This window comes from Streptococcus gallinaceus (genome assembly GCF_024170225.1).
GTDB lineage: Bacteria > Bacillota > Bacilli > Lactobacillales > Streptococcaceae > Streptococcus > Streptococcus gallinaceus.
The window spans coordinates 168730-184718 of the sequence record NZ_JALJXU010000004.1 but is presented as its reverse complement, the minus strand read 5'-3'; the positions used below and the strand labels follow the sequence as shown (position 1 = coordinate 184718).

Annotated in this window: 8 protein-coding genes and 1 pseudogene; all 9 read right to left on the bottom strand. The window is 41.7% G+C overall.

Annotation, left to right across the window (positions count from 1 at the left end; all coding sequences use genetic code 11):
• Positions 1 to 269: 269 nt before the first annotated feature.
• Positions 270 to 839: a ribonuclease M5 gene (gene rnmV, locus J2T50_RS06330; RefSeq protein WP_253364837.1), complete on the bottom strand. Its 570-nt coding sequence runs from the start codon at positions 837 to 839 to the stop codon at positions 270 to 272.
• Positions 832 to 1605, bottom strand: a complete 774-nt coding sequence (locus J2T50_RS06325) for a TatD family hydrolase (protein WP_253364832.1) — start codon at positions 1603 to 1605, stop codon at positions 832 to 834. Before J2T50_RS06325 ends, rnmV begins: the two co-directional genes overlap by 8 nt.
• Positions 1606 to 1678: 73 nt before the next feature.
• Positions 1679 to 3343, bottom strand: a pseudogene (locus tag J2T50_RS06320) (glycoside hydrolase family 13 protein).
• Positions 3344 to 3450: 107 nt separating this feature from the next.
• Complete coding sequence (gene rpmH, locus J2T50_RS06315; RefSeq protein WP_082781213.1) at positions 3451 to 3588, bottom strand: 50S ribosomal protein L34; 138 nt, start codon at positions 3586 to 3588, stop codon at positions 3451 to 3453.
• Between the two features lie 193 nt (positions 3589 to 3781).
• Positions 3782 to 4414, bottom strand: coding sequence for a ribonuclease P (locus tag J2T50_RS06310; protein ID WP_253364831.1), 633 nt, complete (start codon positions 4412 to 4414; stop codon positions 3782 to 3784).
• Positions 4407 to 5354: an RNA-binding cell elongation regulator Jag/EloR gene (gene jag, locus J2T50_RS06305; RefSeq protein WP_253364830.1), complete on the bottom strand. Its 948-nt coding sequence runs from the start codon at positions 5352 to 5354 to the stop codon at positions 4407 to 4409. Before jag ends, J2T50_RS06310 begins: the two co-directional genes overlap by 8 nt.
• 21 nt (positions 5355 to 5375) lie before the next feature.
• Entirely contained in the window at positions 5376 to 6188 is an 813-nt protein-coding gene (locus J2T50_RS06300; protein ID WP_253364829.1) for a YidC/Oxa1 family membrane protein insertase, read from the bottom strand.
• Entirely contained in the window at positions 6172 to 6531 is a 360-nt protein-coding gene (gene rnpA / locus J2T50_RS06295; RefSeq protein ID WP_253364827.1) for a ribonuclease P protein component, read from the bottom strand. The genes J2T50_RS06300 and rnpA overlap by 17 nt, the downstream gene beginning before the upstream one ends.
• 177 nt (positions 6532 to 6708) lie before the next feature.
• Positions 6709 to 15864 (bottom strand): isopeptide-forming domain-containing fimbrial protein, encoded by a 9156-nt coding sequence (locus J2T50_RS06290; RefSeq protein ID WP_253364825.1) that lies wholly within the window; start codon positions 15862 to 15864, stop codon positions 6709 to 6711.
• Between the last annotated feature and the right edge of the window lie 125 nt (positions 15865 to 15989).

Here is a 15989-nt window from a genome sequence, read left to right as displayed (position 1 = left end):
CTCAATCACTTATCTTTCAATCATTTGGAAAGAACTCGTAACAGGTGCATAAAGAGTTTCTCTTCCCCCACGCAGTTGATTAGGTTATCTTTGGAGCACGAAAAACTAACAAAGGTCCCAATCAACCACTGCGTCTGGTTATTCAATCTAACATAAATTTAGGAGCTAGGCTTTTCACCCAACTCCTTTTCCTTCTTTATGGTGTCAATGACTGCTCACTTCATCAAATTCAAAACCCCAGTCAAATACTGCAATTCTCCACTAATAGCTTAAAAAGAGTATCTCCCCATCACAGCTTCCAACTCAGCCAAGGTCACCCCAAACAATTCCAAGCGTTTAAGAAGTTGCTTGCCATTGCAATAACCGATACGGAGCTCTTCCCCTAGATATTCACGGCGTTTGCGACTATCTGCTCCCATGAGCAAGCCAAAACGAATAAGGTCTGCTCGGCTAATGTCAAAATTATTCTGATCATCGTAGTGCCCCATGACTGACGAGAGAGCTTTTTGCAGGTCTTCAAAGCTGGCATGTTCGATACCGAGTGAGCGCCCCTTTGTTTTTGATTTTGGGACTGCTTCGCCTCGGTTGAGAAAGGCGTGTTTTGCGGTCGGAACAGCTTGCATAATCATTTTCCGAATCCGCTCACCATTGTAGTCTGGGTCAGTAAATACGATGACACCGCGCAGGTCATTGAGTTTTTCGATGCGCTCTAGGTCTTCGTCTGTGATGGCAGAGCCACGGGTTTCGTAGGTGTCCACATCATAGAAGCGACGCAAATTGGCAGTGTCGTCTTTTCCCTCGACGACCACCACTTCTTGTATTTTAATTTTCTCAGTCAAGATTAAACATCCTCATAGCATTTCGATAAGTCGCGTCAGCTACTTCTTCCACAGTCATGCCTCGCAACTCTGCGATTTTCTCCACCACATAGCGAGTGTAGGCTGTTTTGTTCTCGCGACCACGTTTTGGTACCGGCGCAAGATATGGTGCGTCCGTCTCAACCAAAATTTTATCCAGTGGCAAATGCTGCGCTGCTTCTTGGATATCCAGTGCTTTTTTGAAGGTTACAACACCAGAAAAAGAAATCATCATGCCCAGGTCAACAAATTTCTGTGCGTCAGCCAGACTTCCAGAGAAGGAATGCATGATACCACCTCGTGGTCCGACACCTGCTTCTTTGATGATTTGGTAGGTATCTTCAAGGGCATCACGGGTGTGAACAACGAAAGGTAGGTCGTGGTCTTTAGACAACTGAATTTGACGTTTGAAAACTTCAAATTGAACTTCTTTTGGGTCTTCCATCCAGTGATAGTCCAGGCCAATTTCACCAAGTGCGATAACCTTGGGATTAGGCAGATTCTTGACAATCATGCCTTCAATCTCTTGAGTGTAAGAGCCCGCTTCAGTTGGATGCCAACCAATCGTACTATAAACCTCAGGAAATTGATCTGACAACTTTAGACTACGCTCAATCGTTTCTTGATCAAAACCGACCACATTCATCTTGGTCACACCAAGCTCACGCGCAAGGTTAATTTCTTCTTGTTCTATTCCTTTAAAATTTTCCACATTCAGGTGGGTGTGGGTATCAAAAATTTCTAACATATCTCCATTATAGCATAATTTAAGGGATTTTATGGACTTGAAAAAGAGCCTGAAAACCAGACTCTTTCTCCAACTATAGGGCAACTACCACTGCTTGGTAAGGCTGCAAGTGCACTACATTTTCCTGTAAATCGACCTCGTGACTATTTTGCAAAATAATCTCTTTAGGAACCGCTGATAGAGTCAGCAAAGTTGCTTCCGGCTGAAAATTGACCACTACTTGAATAATTTCTTCCCCGGAACGCTCATAGGCGATAACATTTTTCACCTCTTCATAAAGTGGTCGGAAGGCTCCCGAACGAATGGTTTCTCCGTAGACAGGATGACGATAAAGCGCCGTCAAAGCCCGATAATAGCCAAGTACTGACTTCGCTTCCTTTTCCTGATCTGCAACGTTGATAGCCGTATTAGGATAGGGACTTATCAACCAAGGCTTGATCGTCGAAAATCCTAAACACTCTTCATCGGTCCATTGCATGGGAGTACGGGCATTATCTCGGCTATATTTCCCCGCGGCCTGCAGTGCTGCTTCAGCTGAGACACCGTATTCCAAGGCAACATGATATTCATTGAGAGTGCTAATATCATCAAAGTCCTCTAGGCGTGTAAAGACTTGATTTTCCATACCAATCTCTTGTCCTTGGTAAATAAACGGAATCCCTTTCCGCAACAACTGAATGGTCGCCAAGGCTTTCTTACTTTGGTCCGACAAGTCTGCCTTAGGGATAAAATGAGATACCCCACGCGATTCATCATGATTTTCAATAATAGTAGATAAGACACCAATTTCATCTGCACGCTTATGCGCATCAAAAATACTTCTCTTGATTTCTTCTGCACTAGGCTCTACAAAATCATGCCAGCCATTGCCCTTTTGCCCCAAAATAGCCTGCTTAAAGTCAAAGATAGACGAAAACATCCCATCTTCCCCGATAAAGAAATGCAGTTCCTCCTCCGTCTCATTAAAGACCTCACCAACTGTGAAAGCATTGTGAGGATCAAAGCAAGTCTCTTTCAACTCACGCAAAAATGGCTCAATGGGTTGAGCATTCTCTAGCGAAGCTTGAACAGCTACCAAACCATCTTCCCCATCTGCTGGAAGAGATGTCCAGCTCAAATCTTTTTTAATATTGATAATAGCATCAATCCGAAAACCTGCAATCCCCTTTTCCAACCACCAGTTAATCATGTCAAATAATTTCTGACGCACAAGAGGATTTTTCCAGTTCAAATCAGGCTGCGCCTTATGAAAGGAATGCAGGTAGTATTTCGTAGTATTGGGTACAGGCTCCTAGACACTTCCACCAAAATAACTCCGCCAGTTACTTGGTGCCGCACCATCTTTCCCCTCAACAAAGTAGAAATAGTCCGCATATTCCCCATCTGGATCTGCCAAGGCTTTTTGAAACCACTCATGCTGGTCAGAGCAATGATTGATGACCAAGTCCATGATGATGGAAATTCCCCGATTTTTCGCCTCTGCAATCAGCTCATCCATATCTTCCATGATCCCAAAAATCGGGTCAATGACATAATAATCTGCAATATCATATCCCTGATCAATAAAAGAACTCTTGTAAACAGGCGATAGCCATAAAATATCAATCCCCAAATCTTGTAAATAATCTAATTTCTCCGTAATCCCACGCAAGTCCCCAATACCATCGTGGTTACTGTCATTGAAACTTTTAGGATAAATCTGGTAAGCAACCTTACCCTTCCACCAATTTTTTTCCATTATTTCCCTCTTCCTATTCAGTCAATCAACTTCTGAAAACGCTATCATATACTGTAGCAAAAAAACCAACAGACTCGAGTTTCTGCTGGTTTTTTATTTTGTTCATCTTATGCAGCTGTAAGCACTTTGCGCCCTTTACGGCGACGAGCTGCTAATACGCGACGTCCATTTTTTGTAGACATACGGTTACGGAAACCGTGTTTACGCGCGCGACGGATTTTACTTGGTTGAAAAGTACGTTTCACGATGAATACCTCCTGATAGATTTTCGTATTCGTTTAGCCGGCTAGATTGATCAGATACTAAACATACTAGACTAGTCTACAGTATTTCCCTACTTTTGTCAAGCACATCTACCTTTTCATGTAAATTTTCAACAATTTTAAATCGAAAATAGACCCTTTTACAAAATTCACAAGAAAAACTACACTCCTGGAACTAACTAACTCTTGTAGCCGCGTAATAAGGCTTTAACAGCTCCATTCCTTGGTAGAGATGCTCAATCAAGTCAGCCATATTCAAGTCCTCTGTCAAAGGAATATCGGTCTTTGCTAAGACTTTTCGAATTTTGCCACTTTCAAGCCCTGCTCTTAAATACAAGCGATTTTCCTCAGTCGCTGGTAAACGGACAACCTCATCGTCAGCTAGATACTGGTAATAACTGCCCGGCAACGCAGCTGTCTTGACAACTTTAGCCTGCTTTTGTAAGCTTTGGTCATCCCGCTTGCGTTCAATGATACTCACTTCAACTGAAATGCCAAACTCTGACGGATTTCCATAGAGTCGAAAGGCAAACATGGGCTCCGACCACACCTCTCCTTGGTTTAAATAGACCCAGAAATGCGGGCGAGCGACCTGCGCTTGGTTGGCCCAATTACTCACTCGGTCCAGCTGAAAATGTGGATAAGCTTCTTGAAAAGCTTTGGCAATTTGAGAAAAAGCGAGACGAGCAGCTTGCCCCTCCCGCTTTAATTCATTCATCGTTTCTTTCAGATTGCCTGCTTTTTCTGGCATGATGTACTTGGTCCCCTGAGCGCCCAAATACCTTGATAAATCTGAAAAATTAATCACGGCTACCCTCGATATCTACTACTACGTAACGATTTGGCTCACTGCCTTCTGAGTAACTTGTTAAGCCATCCATTTTAGAAATAATACGGTGGATGATTTTACGTTCGCTGCTAGACATTGGGTCAGTGTGGTAAGCCTCCTGGTCTTCCAAAACACGCTCAGCTAGTTTTTGCGCATAGCCTTGCAAGACTTCTGCACGGTGCTCTACATAGTCGTTGACATTGATAGTAATGTAGAAATTACGCTCGTAACGATTGTAAAGGAAGTTTTGCGCCAAGAGTTGCAAAGCTTTCAACACCTTACCATGATAGCCGATAACGCGGCCTGGTTCATTGGTATCAACTTGAATATTAATGGTGCGGCGATTATGACTAGCTTCAATCTGAGCATCCACATCCATGTCATCTAAGATTTCTTGGACGTAGCCAGAAACCTCAACCACAACTTGGTCAATATCGTAGCTTTTCTCGACTTGAATATCCAGATTATCAAAACTATTAGATGGTTTCGGTGTATCTCCCAAATGCTCATCCTTGATGATTTCGATGCGGCCTGTTTCTTCTAAGATTGTCTTAGCTTCTTTATCGTTTTTAAGAATTTCCGCCTTGATGTCTTCTTCTAAAACTTGACCAGATTTTTCAAATTCTTTTACAGCTGCTACAACTTTCCCAAGATCAATCGTTGCCTCAGACACGCTCTTAACAGGTTCGTTTAATTCATTGATTTCACTTGGGACACCACGAACAGCCTTTTGATTAGCTCTTGCGACTGTTGTCTCATTGATGACATCAATATCTACTTGGGCTGGTTTTTTACCAAAACCAAGGAAACCACGCTTTTCACGTGCTAAAACAGTAATGTGTGCTTTCTTGCGTGGAATATTCAACTCATTCAAGCCATTTTGAATGGCTTCTTCCACAGTAGTTCCTGTAAATTTCATACTCTTATCTCCTATTTCAGATTATTTTTTCTTACGAGCTTTCTTCTGAGCACGACGAATCTTCGCTTCGCGCTCTTTTTCTGCATCGATTTTAGCTTGACGCTCTGCAATAATTTTAAATGGATTGTTCAATAGTAAGGTTTGGAATACTTGGTAAGCGTTGGAAACAACCCAGTAAAGTGAAACCCCACTGGCAGCCGTTAGAGCAAACCAAAAAATCATAATGGGGAAAATAATCATCATGGCGACCATAGCGCCATTCTTTTCAGGAGCAGCCTTATTGGTCAACCACATGCTCAAAAGGGTGAAGCCAGCTGCTAATATTGGCAAAATAAAGTAAGGATCTGTTGCACCGAGATTGAGCCAGAGGAAGTGCCCAACCTTAAGCTCTGGTACACGACTAAGCGCTTGGAAAAGGGCAATCAGAATCGGCATTTGAATGAGAATCGGCCACATAGAAGCCGTCAGACTCACACCATGCTCTTTGTAGAGTTTAGAAGTCGCTTCACTCAAAGCTTGACGACTAGCCATATCTGTGCCAGGATACTGGGCTTGCAGTTCCTTGAGCTTAGGCTGCAACTCCTGCATTTGACGCGATGACTTCATCTGAATCTGAAATAGTGGCAACAAGAGGGTTCGAATAATCAAGGTAAAGAGAATAATCCCGATACCGATGTGTCCACCGATTGATAAGTGCTGGATGAATTGACCAAACCAATAAACAAGTTTGTCCCATGCTCCCGTAGACTGACTCGTCACAGCTCCTGTCCCGCAGGCAGCCAATACGGGGAGTGACAAGCTCAGCAAGCCTGCCAATTTAATTTTCTTTTTCAAGAGATACACCTTCCTGGTAAATAGTTGCTAATTTCAAAACATGCAGTAGATTTTTTCGTACTTCTTGGTAGGACAAGTCCTCCACCCCTTTTCGGGCAATTACCACAAAGTCATCCGTTGTTAGGTAGGGGGCAAATTCCATCAAAACATGACGTAATTTCCGCTTGACACTATTCCGCACTACAGCATTTCCCAGTTTCTTACTGACTGACAAACCCACCCGATAATGGCCTTGTTCTTTGGGCAATCGATAGACGACAAATCTGCGATTGGCAACGTTTTTCCCTTGTGTAAAAATATCGTTAAAATCGCGTTTTCGCTTGACACGATAGCTTTTTCTCATCGTCCACTCCATCTTTCAAAATTAACACTATTATAACACATTTGTAATAAAAATTTCAAAAAAAGCCAATAAACTGCATGTTTACCGACTTTTTTGAACGATTTATTTGAAAATCTAAGCATCTTTAAATAAAAAACAGAGGAACTGAGTTCCCCTGTTTTTACTTAGAAAGAGATATTAAATATCTTTTCTTTTTTTACCGTAGGCGTAAGCCAAAATACCTGCAATTCCGAGACCAACAAGTGTCCAGATATCTGATTTCGTTGAACCAGTACGTGGCAAGATCTTCTTAGGAGTTGGTGCTTGTGGTGTTGGTGGAGTTGGTAATTCACCTTTCGGTTTTTCTGGAACCGTTGGAGGTGGAGTTGGTGTTTTTGGTTTAGGTGGGTAAACTTTGACAGGATTTGTCTTCTTCGTCAAGTCGCTATCTGGATTGTGGTTGAATTGTACAGTAGCTGTATTTTCAATACCTTTTGTAAAGTGTATATCCTTCAAGGCTTTAACGTCCTTGATAGATGAGTAGATGATAACACTTACTTTACGTCCTTTGAGGGCTTCCATTGTGTACTCGTCTGAGAAGTCAACTGTAACAAGTTGGCCTTCCACCTTAATTGTACCACCCAAAGCTGCAATAGCTTCAGAAGTCAATTCGCCTTTTTCGTTGACTTTCGCAAGTTCAGCAAGTTTCGCTTGAAGCTTAGCTTGTTTGTCCTTAGCTTGGTCAAGTGCTTTTTGTTTTTCATCAACAACTTTTTGTTGGTTAGCTGCTTCCACCTTCACTTCAGCTTCTGTTTTAGCAGTTGCCAAAGTTTCTTGTGCCTTAGTCAATGTTGCTTTCGCTTCAGTCACCTTAACTTCAAGGTCTGTTACAACTTTTTCTTGCTCAGCAAGAGCCGCTTTATCCGCTGCAGGCGCTGAGCTTGAAGTTGTGGTAGTAGTATCCGTTGTTGATGGAGTTGTTGTATCAGTTGAAGCTGCTGCTTTCAACTCAGCCAATTTCGCTTTCGCTTGAGTCAATTGTGCTTCTAGGTCAGCAACAGTTGCCTGTGCTTCTGTTACCTTATCTTTTGCTGCTGCCGCAGTTGAAGAAGCGTTGATTTCATCAAGTTTTGCTTTTTCCGCATCAAGAGCCGCTTGTGCTTTTTCGACATCTTCGTCAATAAAGTTAGCTGTAGCTGCAGGTGTACCTGTCACCTTAACAGCAACTTGTTCTTTCTTCACAGTGAAGAGAGCGTCCAAGTTATCTGTAACTGTCAAGCTTGTCAAGTTCATACGTTTATCATCAGCCTGATCTGCTGGAATAACTGAATGAATATCGAAGCGGAATGCGTCAGTGGCTTGTGCCAAGAGTTTGCTCAATGCTTGCTCTTTACCATCCACACCGCTCACTGTCTTCTTAGGAGCTTCTGGAGTTGGCTCTTCTGGAGTTGGTGGCGTTGGTGGGTTTGGAGTTGGCGGTGTTACTGTTACAGGAACGGTATCTTTGTGTTTCTTCACACTGTTGCTATCTGTGAAGTCAAGATTTGCAGTATTTGGAATCTTGTGACCGTTATTCACATACGGTGTCAAATCTGCATCCTCTTTGATATAAGCGGGGATGTAGAGTTGAAGTTGCTTGTAGCCTGCAAGTTTTGCAAAGTCTACAACTGTCGCAACAACACGATTGCCTTCAACTGTTACCTTCACAGCATCAGTTGAGTATCCATCTACATAGGCAACAACTTCACCATTGATTGCCAAAGCATCTACCAATGTATCCGTTACAACAAATTCTCTATATGTAGCGATGTCTGATGGAATATCCGCATTGACATTGTACATGTAAGCTTTGTTTGTTGGGATATCCAAGTGAGTTTCTGTACGATTGATTTTCTTATCAATACCTGGCTCATTTGGTGTTGGTGGTACAACTGGAACTGTATTTGAATCTTTCTTCGTTCCTGGATCATTGTTAATGATGTAGTTAGCTGTATTTGGAATGCTTGTTTGACCGTCTGTCATGTATGGTCTCAAGTCTGCACCATCTTTGATTTTAGCAGAGAATACCACTTGCATTGCTTTACCAGCATTTGCTCGTGCTTGCTCTTTTGTCAATACAACACGTAAGTCTTGTCCTGTTGATGTGATTTGACTAGCTGGTACTGATTGGCCATTGACAGTAGCCTTAACAGCTCCTTCAAATGTCAATACATCTTTCAATGTATCTGTTACTTCAAAGGCAGTAACAGCACCTGTTGGAACAGTTGTGTCGATTGTGTAAGTAAATACTTCTGTGCGTGATTGCAATGTCGCGCTGTCAGCATTATTTACCTTCTTAGTAATCGGCGGTTGATTTGGCGTTGGCGGTGGAGTTACCGTTACCGGTGGTGTTGGCGGTGTTTCGCTATCTGGAGTTCCATCAACGTGTGATTTATTTTGGTAAGTCACTTTTGTTGTATTCGGAATTGCTTGGCGTGTTACGCCTTCGCGGATTTGTGAAACAATTACCAATTCAACTTCTTTACCTGCTAATTCTTTAGCATCTTTGAAGTTCTTCATTGTCGCTGTAACTGTTTGGCCTTCTACCTTAACATCAAAGAACTTAGCCGCGTCGCCTGTAATCGTTGGGGTACCTTGAACTACAAGTTCTTTTTCCAAAACATCGACAATTGCAAATTTCTTGTAACTTGCGATATCAACTGGCAAGGTAGTCGTAATATTGTAATTGTAGTCTGTTTCAGTATCAATATTCAACTCAGTTAAGTTTTTATTGATCTTCTTCTCTACAGTTGGTATTTCTCCTGGAGGAGTCACGGTTACTGGTGGGGTTGGTGGCGTAGTCGTCGTTGGTCCTGGGGTACCATCTGCGTTCGCTTTGTTTGTGTAAGTAATCGTAGTTTGGTTCGGGATGGCTTGACGAGTGACACCTTCACGGATTTGTGAAACAATCACCAATTCAACTTCTTTACCGGCGTAGGCTTTCGCTGCTTCGAAGTCTTTGATTGTCGCTGTGACAACTTGACCCTTAACGGCTACATTGAAGAATTTAGCTGCCTCGCCCGTAATCGTTGGTGTACCTTGAACTGCAAGTTCTTTTTCCAACTCATCGGTAATGACGAAGGTCTTATAAGACGCAATGTCACTTGGAAGAGTGGTCTTGATATTGTAGTTGTAGTTAGTTTGTGTTGCAGTGTCTAAGTGATCAAGTGTTTCATTGATTTTCTTAGTCACTGGCGGTGGGGTTACCGTTACTGGTGGCGTTGGTGGGGTTTCACTATCTGGTGTTCCATCAACGTGTGATTTGTTTTGGTAAGTCACTTTAGCTGTGTTATCAATCTTAGCGGCTGTGCTAGTTGCTTTCACTTGTGAAGTGATGACCAATTCAACTGTCTTACCAGCTAAGTCTTTGGCATCTTTGAAGTTCTTCATTGTCGCTGTAACTTTATTACCTGTTACGGTTACATCGAAGAATTTAGCTGCGTCACCCTTGACAACTGGTGTACCTTGGATGGCTAAGTTGTCATCCAAGTCGTCGACAATACTATAGGCTTTATAGCGAGTGATGTCGCTTGGAAGCGTTGAAGTAATGTTATAAGTATAGTTGGACTCTGGCAAGACAACTGCTTTTGTTTCGCTACCATTAATCTTCTTCTCTACAGTTGGAGTTTCTCCTGGAGGAGTCACGGTTACTGGTGGGGTTGGTGGGGTTTCCTTATCCGGATCGCCGTCCACATGTGATTTATTTTGGTAAACCACTTTTGTCGTATTTGGAATTGCTTGGCGAGTAACGCCTGCACGGATTTGTGAAACAATCACCAACTCAACAGTCTTCCCTGCCAAGTCCTTGGCATTCTTGAAGTCTTTCATGCTAGCAGTGACTGTTTGGCCATCTACCTTCGCATCGAAGAAGGCTGCCGCATCACCGTTGATAGTTGCTGACTTCACTACCAAGTCCTTATCCAATTCATCCGCAATCACAAATTTCTTATAGCTTGCGATGTCAACTGGAAGAGTTGAAGTAATGTTATACGTGTAATCTTTCTCGGTATCGATATCCAAGTGATCAAGGGTTTCATTGACCTTCTTAGATACAGTTGGATTTTCTCCTGGAGGAGTAACCGGAACTTCGTTTGAATCTTTACTTTGTTCTGGTTTGTCGCCGACTGTTAATTTCGCTTTATTTGGAATTGAACCAGACGTATTGTCTGCTGATACATATTTCGCCAACTCAGCTGAAGTTACACCTGCTTTGATGCGTGCTTTGATGGTTAATACGATTTCTTTTCCTTTGTACTCAGCAATCTTATCTGCTGGCAAGCTTGCTACTACTTTACCGTTTGCAGTATTAGCTGCATCCACCGATGTTACTTTCACCGCTGCATCAGATTGACCGTCAACCGTAGCTGATGTTTCAGTGACTGTCAAGATGTCTTCAAGGTCATCACTGATGTCAAACTTCGTAAAGCCGGTCACATTTTGTGGAACAGTTGCTTTTACGCGATAAGTAAATTCTTGATTTAGACCTGTAAGATCTAAGCTAGCTTGTTCATCAACGGTTTTCTTAGGTGTTGGTGTTTCTCCTGGAGGAGTGACCGTTACTGGTGGAGTTGGTGGAGTTTCTTTATCAGGTTCTTCATCAACAGTTGAGTTGTTGTACACAACTTTTGTAATATTTGGAATTTCAACACGCGACACGCCTTCGCGGATTTGCGCCGGAATCACCAACTCAACTTGTTTGCCGGCGAACTCATCTGCGTTCGCGAAGTCTTTCAGTGTAGCAGTAACCGTCTGTCCGTCTACTTTCACAACGAAGAACTTAGCAGCTACACCTGTAATAGTTGGTGTCCCTTTCACCATCAAGTCTTTATCAAGCGTATCCGTAATCACAAACTTCTTGTATGAAGTAATATCTGTTGGGATTGCTGTCTTGATGTTATATTTGTAGTCTGTCTTAGTCGGAATATCTAAATGTTCAAGTGTGTCATTGATCTTCTTCGTCAATGGTGGCGGTGTTACCGTTACTGGTGGAGTTAGCGGAGTTTCCTCATCTGGATCACCTTCTTGACGGATCTTATTGCGATACTGAACTTTCGCTTGGTTCGGAATACCAACTTCGCCTTCTTTAACCGTCGCACCTTTTTTCACTTGTGAAGTGATGACTAATTCAACTTCTTTCGCCGCATAAGCCTTCGCTGCGTCAAAATCAGTAATTTCGGCTGTAACTGTTTGACCAGTAACCGTCACTTTAAAGAATTTATCAGCTTCACCCTTGATAACTGGAGTACCTTTAATCGTCAAACGCTCATCAACATCATCAAAAATGACAAATTTCTTATACGTAGAAATTTCCTTTGGCAAGATTGATTTCACGTTGTAAGTGTAATCCGCTTCTGGCAAGACGACCGCATTATCAAGCGTGTCATTGATTTTCTTAGAAACATTTGGAGCATCAGCTGGTGGAGTAACTGGAACTTCTTCTGTTTCTTTCTTCTGACTTGGTTTATCACCAACTGTCAAGGTCGCCTTGTTCGGAATAGAACCAGCTGTGTTCGTTGGAGTCACATACTTCGCAAGTTCTTCTCCCTTCACCCCTTCTTTGATGCGGGCTTTGATTTCTAATGTGACCTCTTTGCCTGCATAATTAAGTAGAGCGTCTTTAGCGATGGTTGCGACAACAAGCCCCTTGTTTGTGTTAGCTTTCTCAACAGTAGTCACAGCAATTACTTTATCTTCTTTACCTGCAACAAGCACTTTTATGTCTTTCACAGTCAAGATATCTTCAAGGTCATCACTGATATCAAACTTTGTAAAGCCGGTCACATTTTGCGGAACAGTTACTTTTACTTGATAAGTGAATTCTTGATCCAGACCTGTAAGATCTAAGCTCGCTTGATTATCAACTGTTTTCGTTGGGGTTGGTGTTTCACCTGGTGGGGTAACTGTTACAGGCTCAGTTTCTTTTTTCGTTGTGAAATCATTATTAATAGTGAAACTTGCGGTATTCGGTACTTTAACTATACCGTTTGTTATGTAAGCCTTCAAGTTTGCACCTGCAACAATTTTAGCTTTGAAAGTAACGAGAACAGATTGTCCTACGTTGTTCTTCAAATGTTCTGCCGATAGGCTGACATTTAATGTTTTACCTGTTGCAGTAACGGTCGTGGCAGCCGTGACATCCACTCCATTGATATGAACAGTTGCACCACCTTTTTCACCATCAAATGCGAGAACATCTTTAAGTGTATCGCTAATAACAAAATTACTTGCCCCAGCAGGTACTTGTGTTTCGATTGTATAAGTGAAAGTTTCCGTACTTTCTATTAAGTCATAATGTTTCTTATTATTGACTTTCTTATCAATAGATGGAGGAGGGGTTACAACAACTGGTGGGGTTGGGGGAGTTTCTTTGTCTCCACCGCTTGATGGATTGTTATATACGATTTTTGAAGTATTTGGAATGTCATCAAATGTGTTACCAGCTTTAATTTTAGCAGGAATGACCAACTCTACAGTGTCATTACCCGACAAAAGAACAAAGTTACCAGCTTTTACTGATGCAGTAACAGTATTCGTTGCAGAGTCATATTTTACGTCGAAAAACGCGGAGTGCGGAGCTTTTACAAACGGCGCTTGAGAGCCCGTCAACTCTAAACGCTCATCAAGTTTATCTACAATCGTATAAGTCTTATAAGATTGAATATTGCTAGGCAGTTTCGTTTTGATATTGAAGTTAAATGTTTCATCGGATTTAATTGTATCCAACCTATCCAGATTATCATTAATCTTCTTACTTACAGAGGGCTCATCCCTAGGTGTCACATAAACCGTATTAGATTCTTGAGATTTGCCGTTGAGCTCTACTGTAGCTTTATTCGGTACTTTAATCTCGCCATTCACAACATACTTAGAAAGTTCTGCTTTATCACGAATTTTCGCTTTAATTGTCAACTTAATAACCGCTGGCTCCTTTGAGCCTTTCATAGCGGCTGTGATTTGACGAGCTATGGCACGTCCTGTAAAATCTGATTTCGATAATTCAAGTTTTACAGTATTTTCCTTAATAACCAACCTGTCAGTAAGAGCGGATATTTCTTTTCCGTTAACAGTGATTTTAGCTCCACCTTTACCATAAGTTGATACAAACTCTAACTCTGGAACCAATGTATCAGAAAGTACATAACTATCCGCTAGTCCCGGCCAAGTAGATTCGACATTATAGAAGTACTCTTGCGAACGACTATCCAGATTTAATTGACTTTGATCTTTTACATAGCTAGCCCCGGTCCCTTCAATAGATTGAACATCTTTTTTGATATCTGTCTTAACAGGGGGAAGTACATACACTGTATTTGAACGACGAGTTTGAGCAGATGGATCACTTGGATCCTCCGAACCATTCCAAATAATGTTTGCTTGGTTCAGTAACCCCAGTCCATTATTTTCTTGAAGGATTTTCTTGTATTCATTTGGATTATTATCAGATGAATACTCGTCTTTCAATTTTGCTTCAATAACTAAATAATAACGTTGGAACTTGTGCTTGCCGTATTTCCCTTCCTTGACAGTATCAGTATTGATACCTGGTTCTTCAGGAATCGTCGCATATACAATTGTTCGCTCTTTACCAGTAGCCACGTCTGTCGCAACTTTTGTATGCACGGTAAATTTATTTAGACGATCACCATTGACATCTGTTACATATGCATTTTTATATTCAACACGATAGTCCAATCGGTCAACCAACATTGCATTCTTATTAAATTCAAGTGGAGCATTATTCATGCGATACAGAATTTTATAAGTAAAGCTTTCATTATCCGTCGTTAAGTTTGCGGCATAGGATTGTTTGTTTTTTATGATTGGATCATCAACAGTGCCGAGATCGTTGCTTGCATCTGTATCTTTCACATCTTTAGAAACGCTTGGGTAACAATATTTCAAGTCAGTCACTTCAACATTTGTCGGAGTCTTTGAACCAATTGTTGCCGTTTCGTAAGTTCCAACCTTAAATTTACCTGTTAACTGACCAACTTCAACGTTTTTCTTACTTGGGACGTAGTCTTCATCAGGAACAACCTCATCTTCCTCAGAGATATTTGGCGCATCTTCAACGCGTTTTAACTCATAATCAAATTTATTATCTCCCGATTTGAATACATTTTCAGGTACAGAAATAGTGACCGTTTGACCGGTTTGTTTTACCGTTCCACGAATCTCAGTGGCCGGATTTTTTACTGTATCAACGATTTTTTTCTGATTTATCGTAACAGACTCGACAGTATAGCCTTCTGTTACCGTGAACTCACCTGATACATCTTCTTTCACAAGGGCTTGAGCCACTGCCTTTAGGATTTTATCCGAAAACGCTTTTGCGTCCGATTGTTCGTTCACATAATACTTATCATTTGTTGCAATAGATTGTAAAGCTTCGTGGAAAACTTGTTGTACACTACGTGCATCCCCTGTATCTACGCCTGTGCCTGCAAAGCCGTTTTGATAGACAGTACCATATGATCCACCAGTAGTGAAACTCTTCACATCTTCCCAGAAACCAACAACTACTGCACCATCATTCTTACTATTTCCATCATTTGATGTGACTAATGCTTTAAGCTTATCTCCCGCTACTGACAATTCTTTTGCACGTGCAAGGTAGTTCTGCGAAGCTTCAGGGACATAGCGATCCGAGTCGACAACTCCCTGCTGTTGGAAGTATTTCTGCAAAACACTATCCCTATAGGAACTTCTTTCAAGTATTACTTTTCCATCTTTTCGTGTCCCGTTCGCAACTCCGTCAGTAACTAATAAAAATACCGTTTTACGATTGTTCCTCATATCCCCTTTGACACTATTGTACTTCGCAATTGTATCTTCAATCGCTGGAACAGTTGGGGTACCACCATTTGTAGCAAATGCATTAATAGCCTTGTTAATATCGGTAGTATTCGTCATCAGAGGAGAACTTTTAAATTGATAAATATATCTGGGATCTGTTTGTTGGTTGGTTGACTTTCCTGAAGAAAACTTTGTATCAACTGGCGTAGACCATCGCCCTGTCCGCGAATCATAGACCCAATCGTAGAAGTCGGTCGCATCAATCCCCTGATAGGTATTGATCATAACACGGTCAGTTGTCGCTTCATTACCCGTAAATACTAAACGTGGATTATTTTCATCATATTCTTCTAGACTAACTGGCTTAGTCAACTCTTTAAGGGCAGACTGCACATGATGAATCGTATCTTTAAAAGAGCCCGATGTGTCCTGCAAGATAACCAAATCAATCGGCTGACGCGGTAATGTCCACGACACCTTCTCAGTCGTCTCAATCTTAACAGCACATCCCTCTTGCATAGCCTTTGTATTAGTTCCTACTGTGTTCAATTCCACAGCATTCGCAAGACTTCCCCCGATTATACCTAATCCTATTATACCAATTGTCCACAGAGACACTATCCAATTAGTAAGCTGCTTTAACC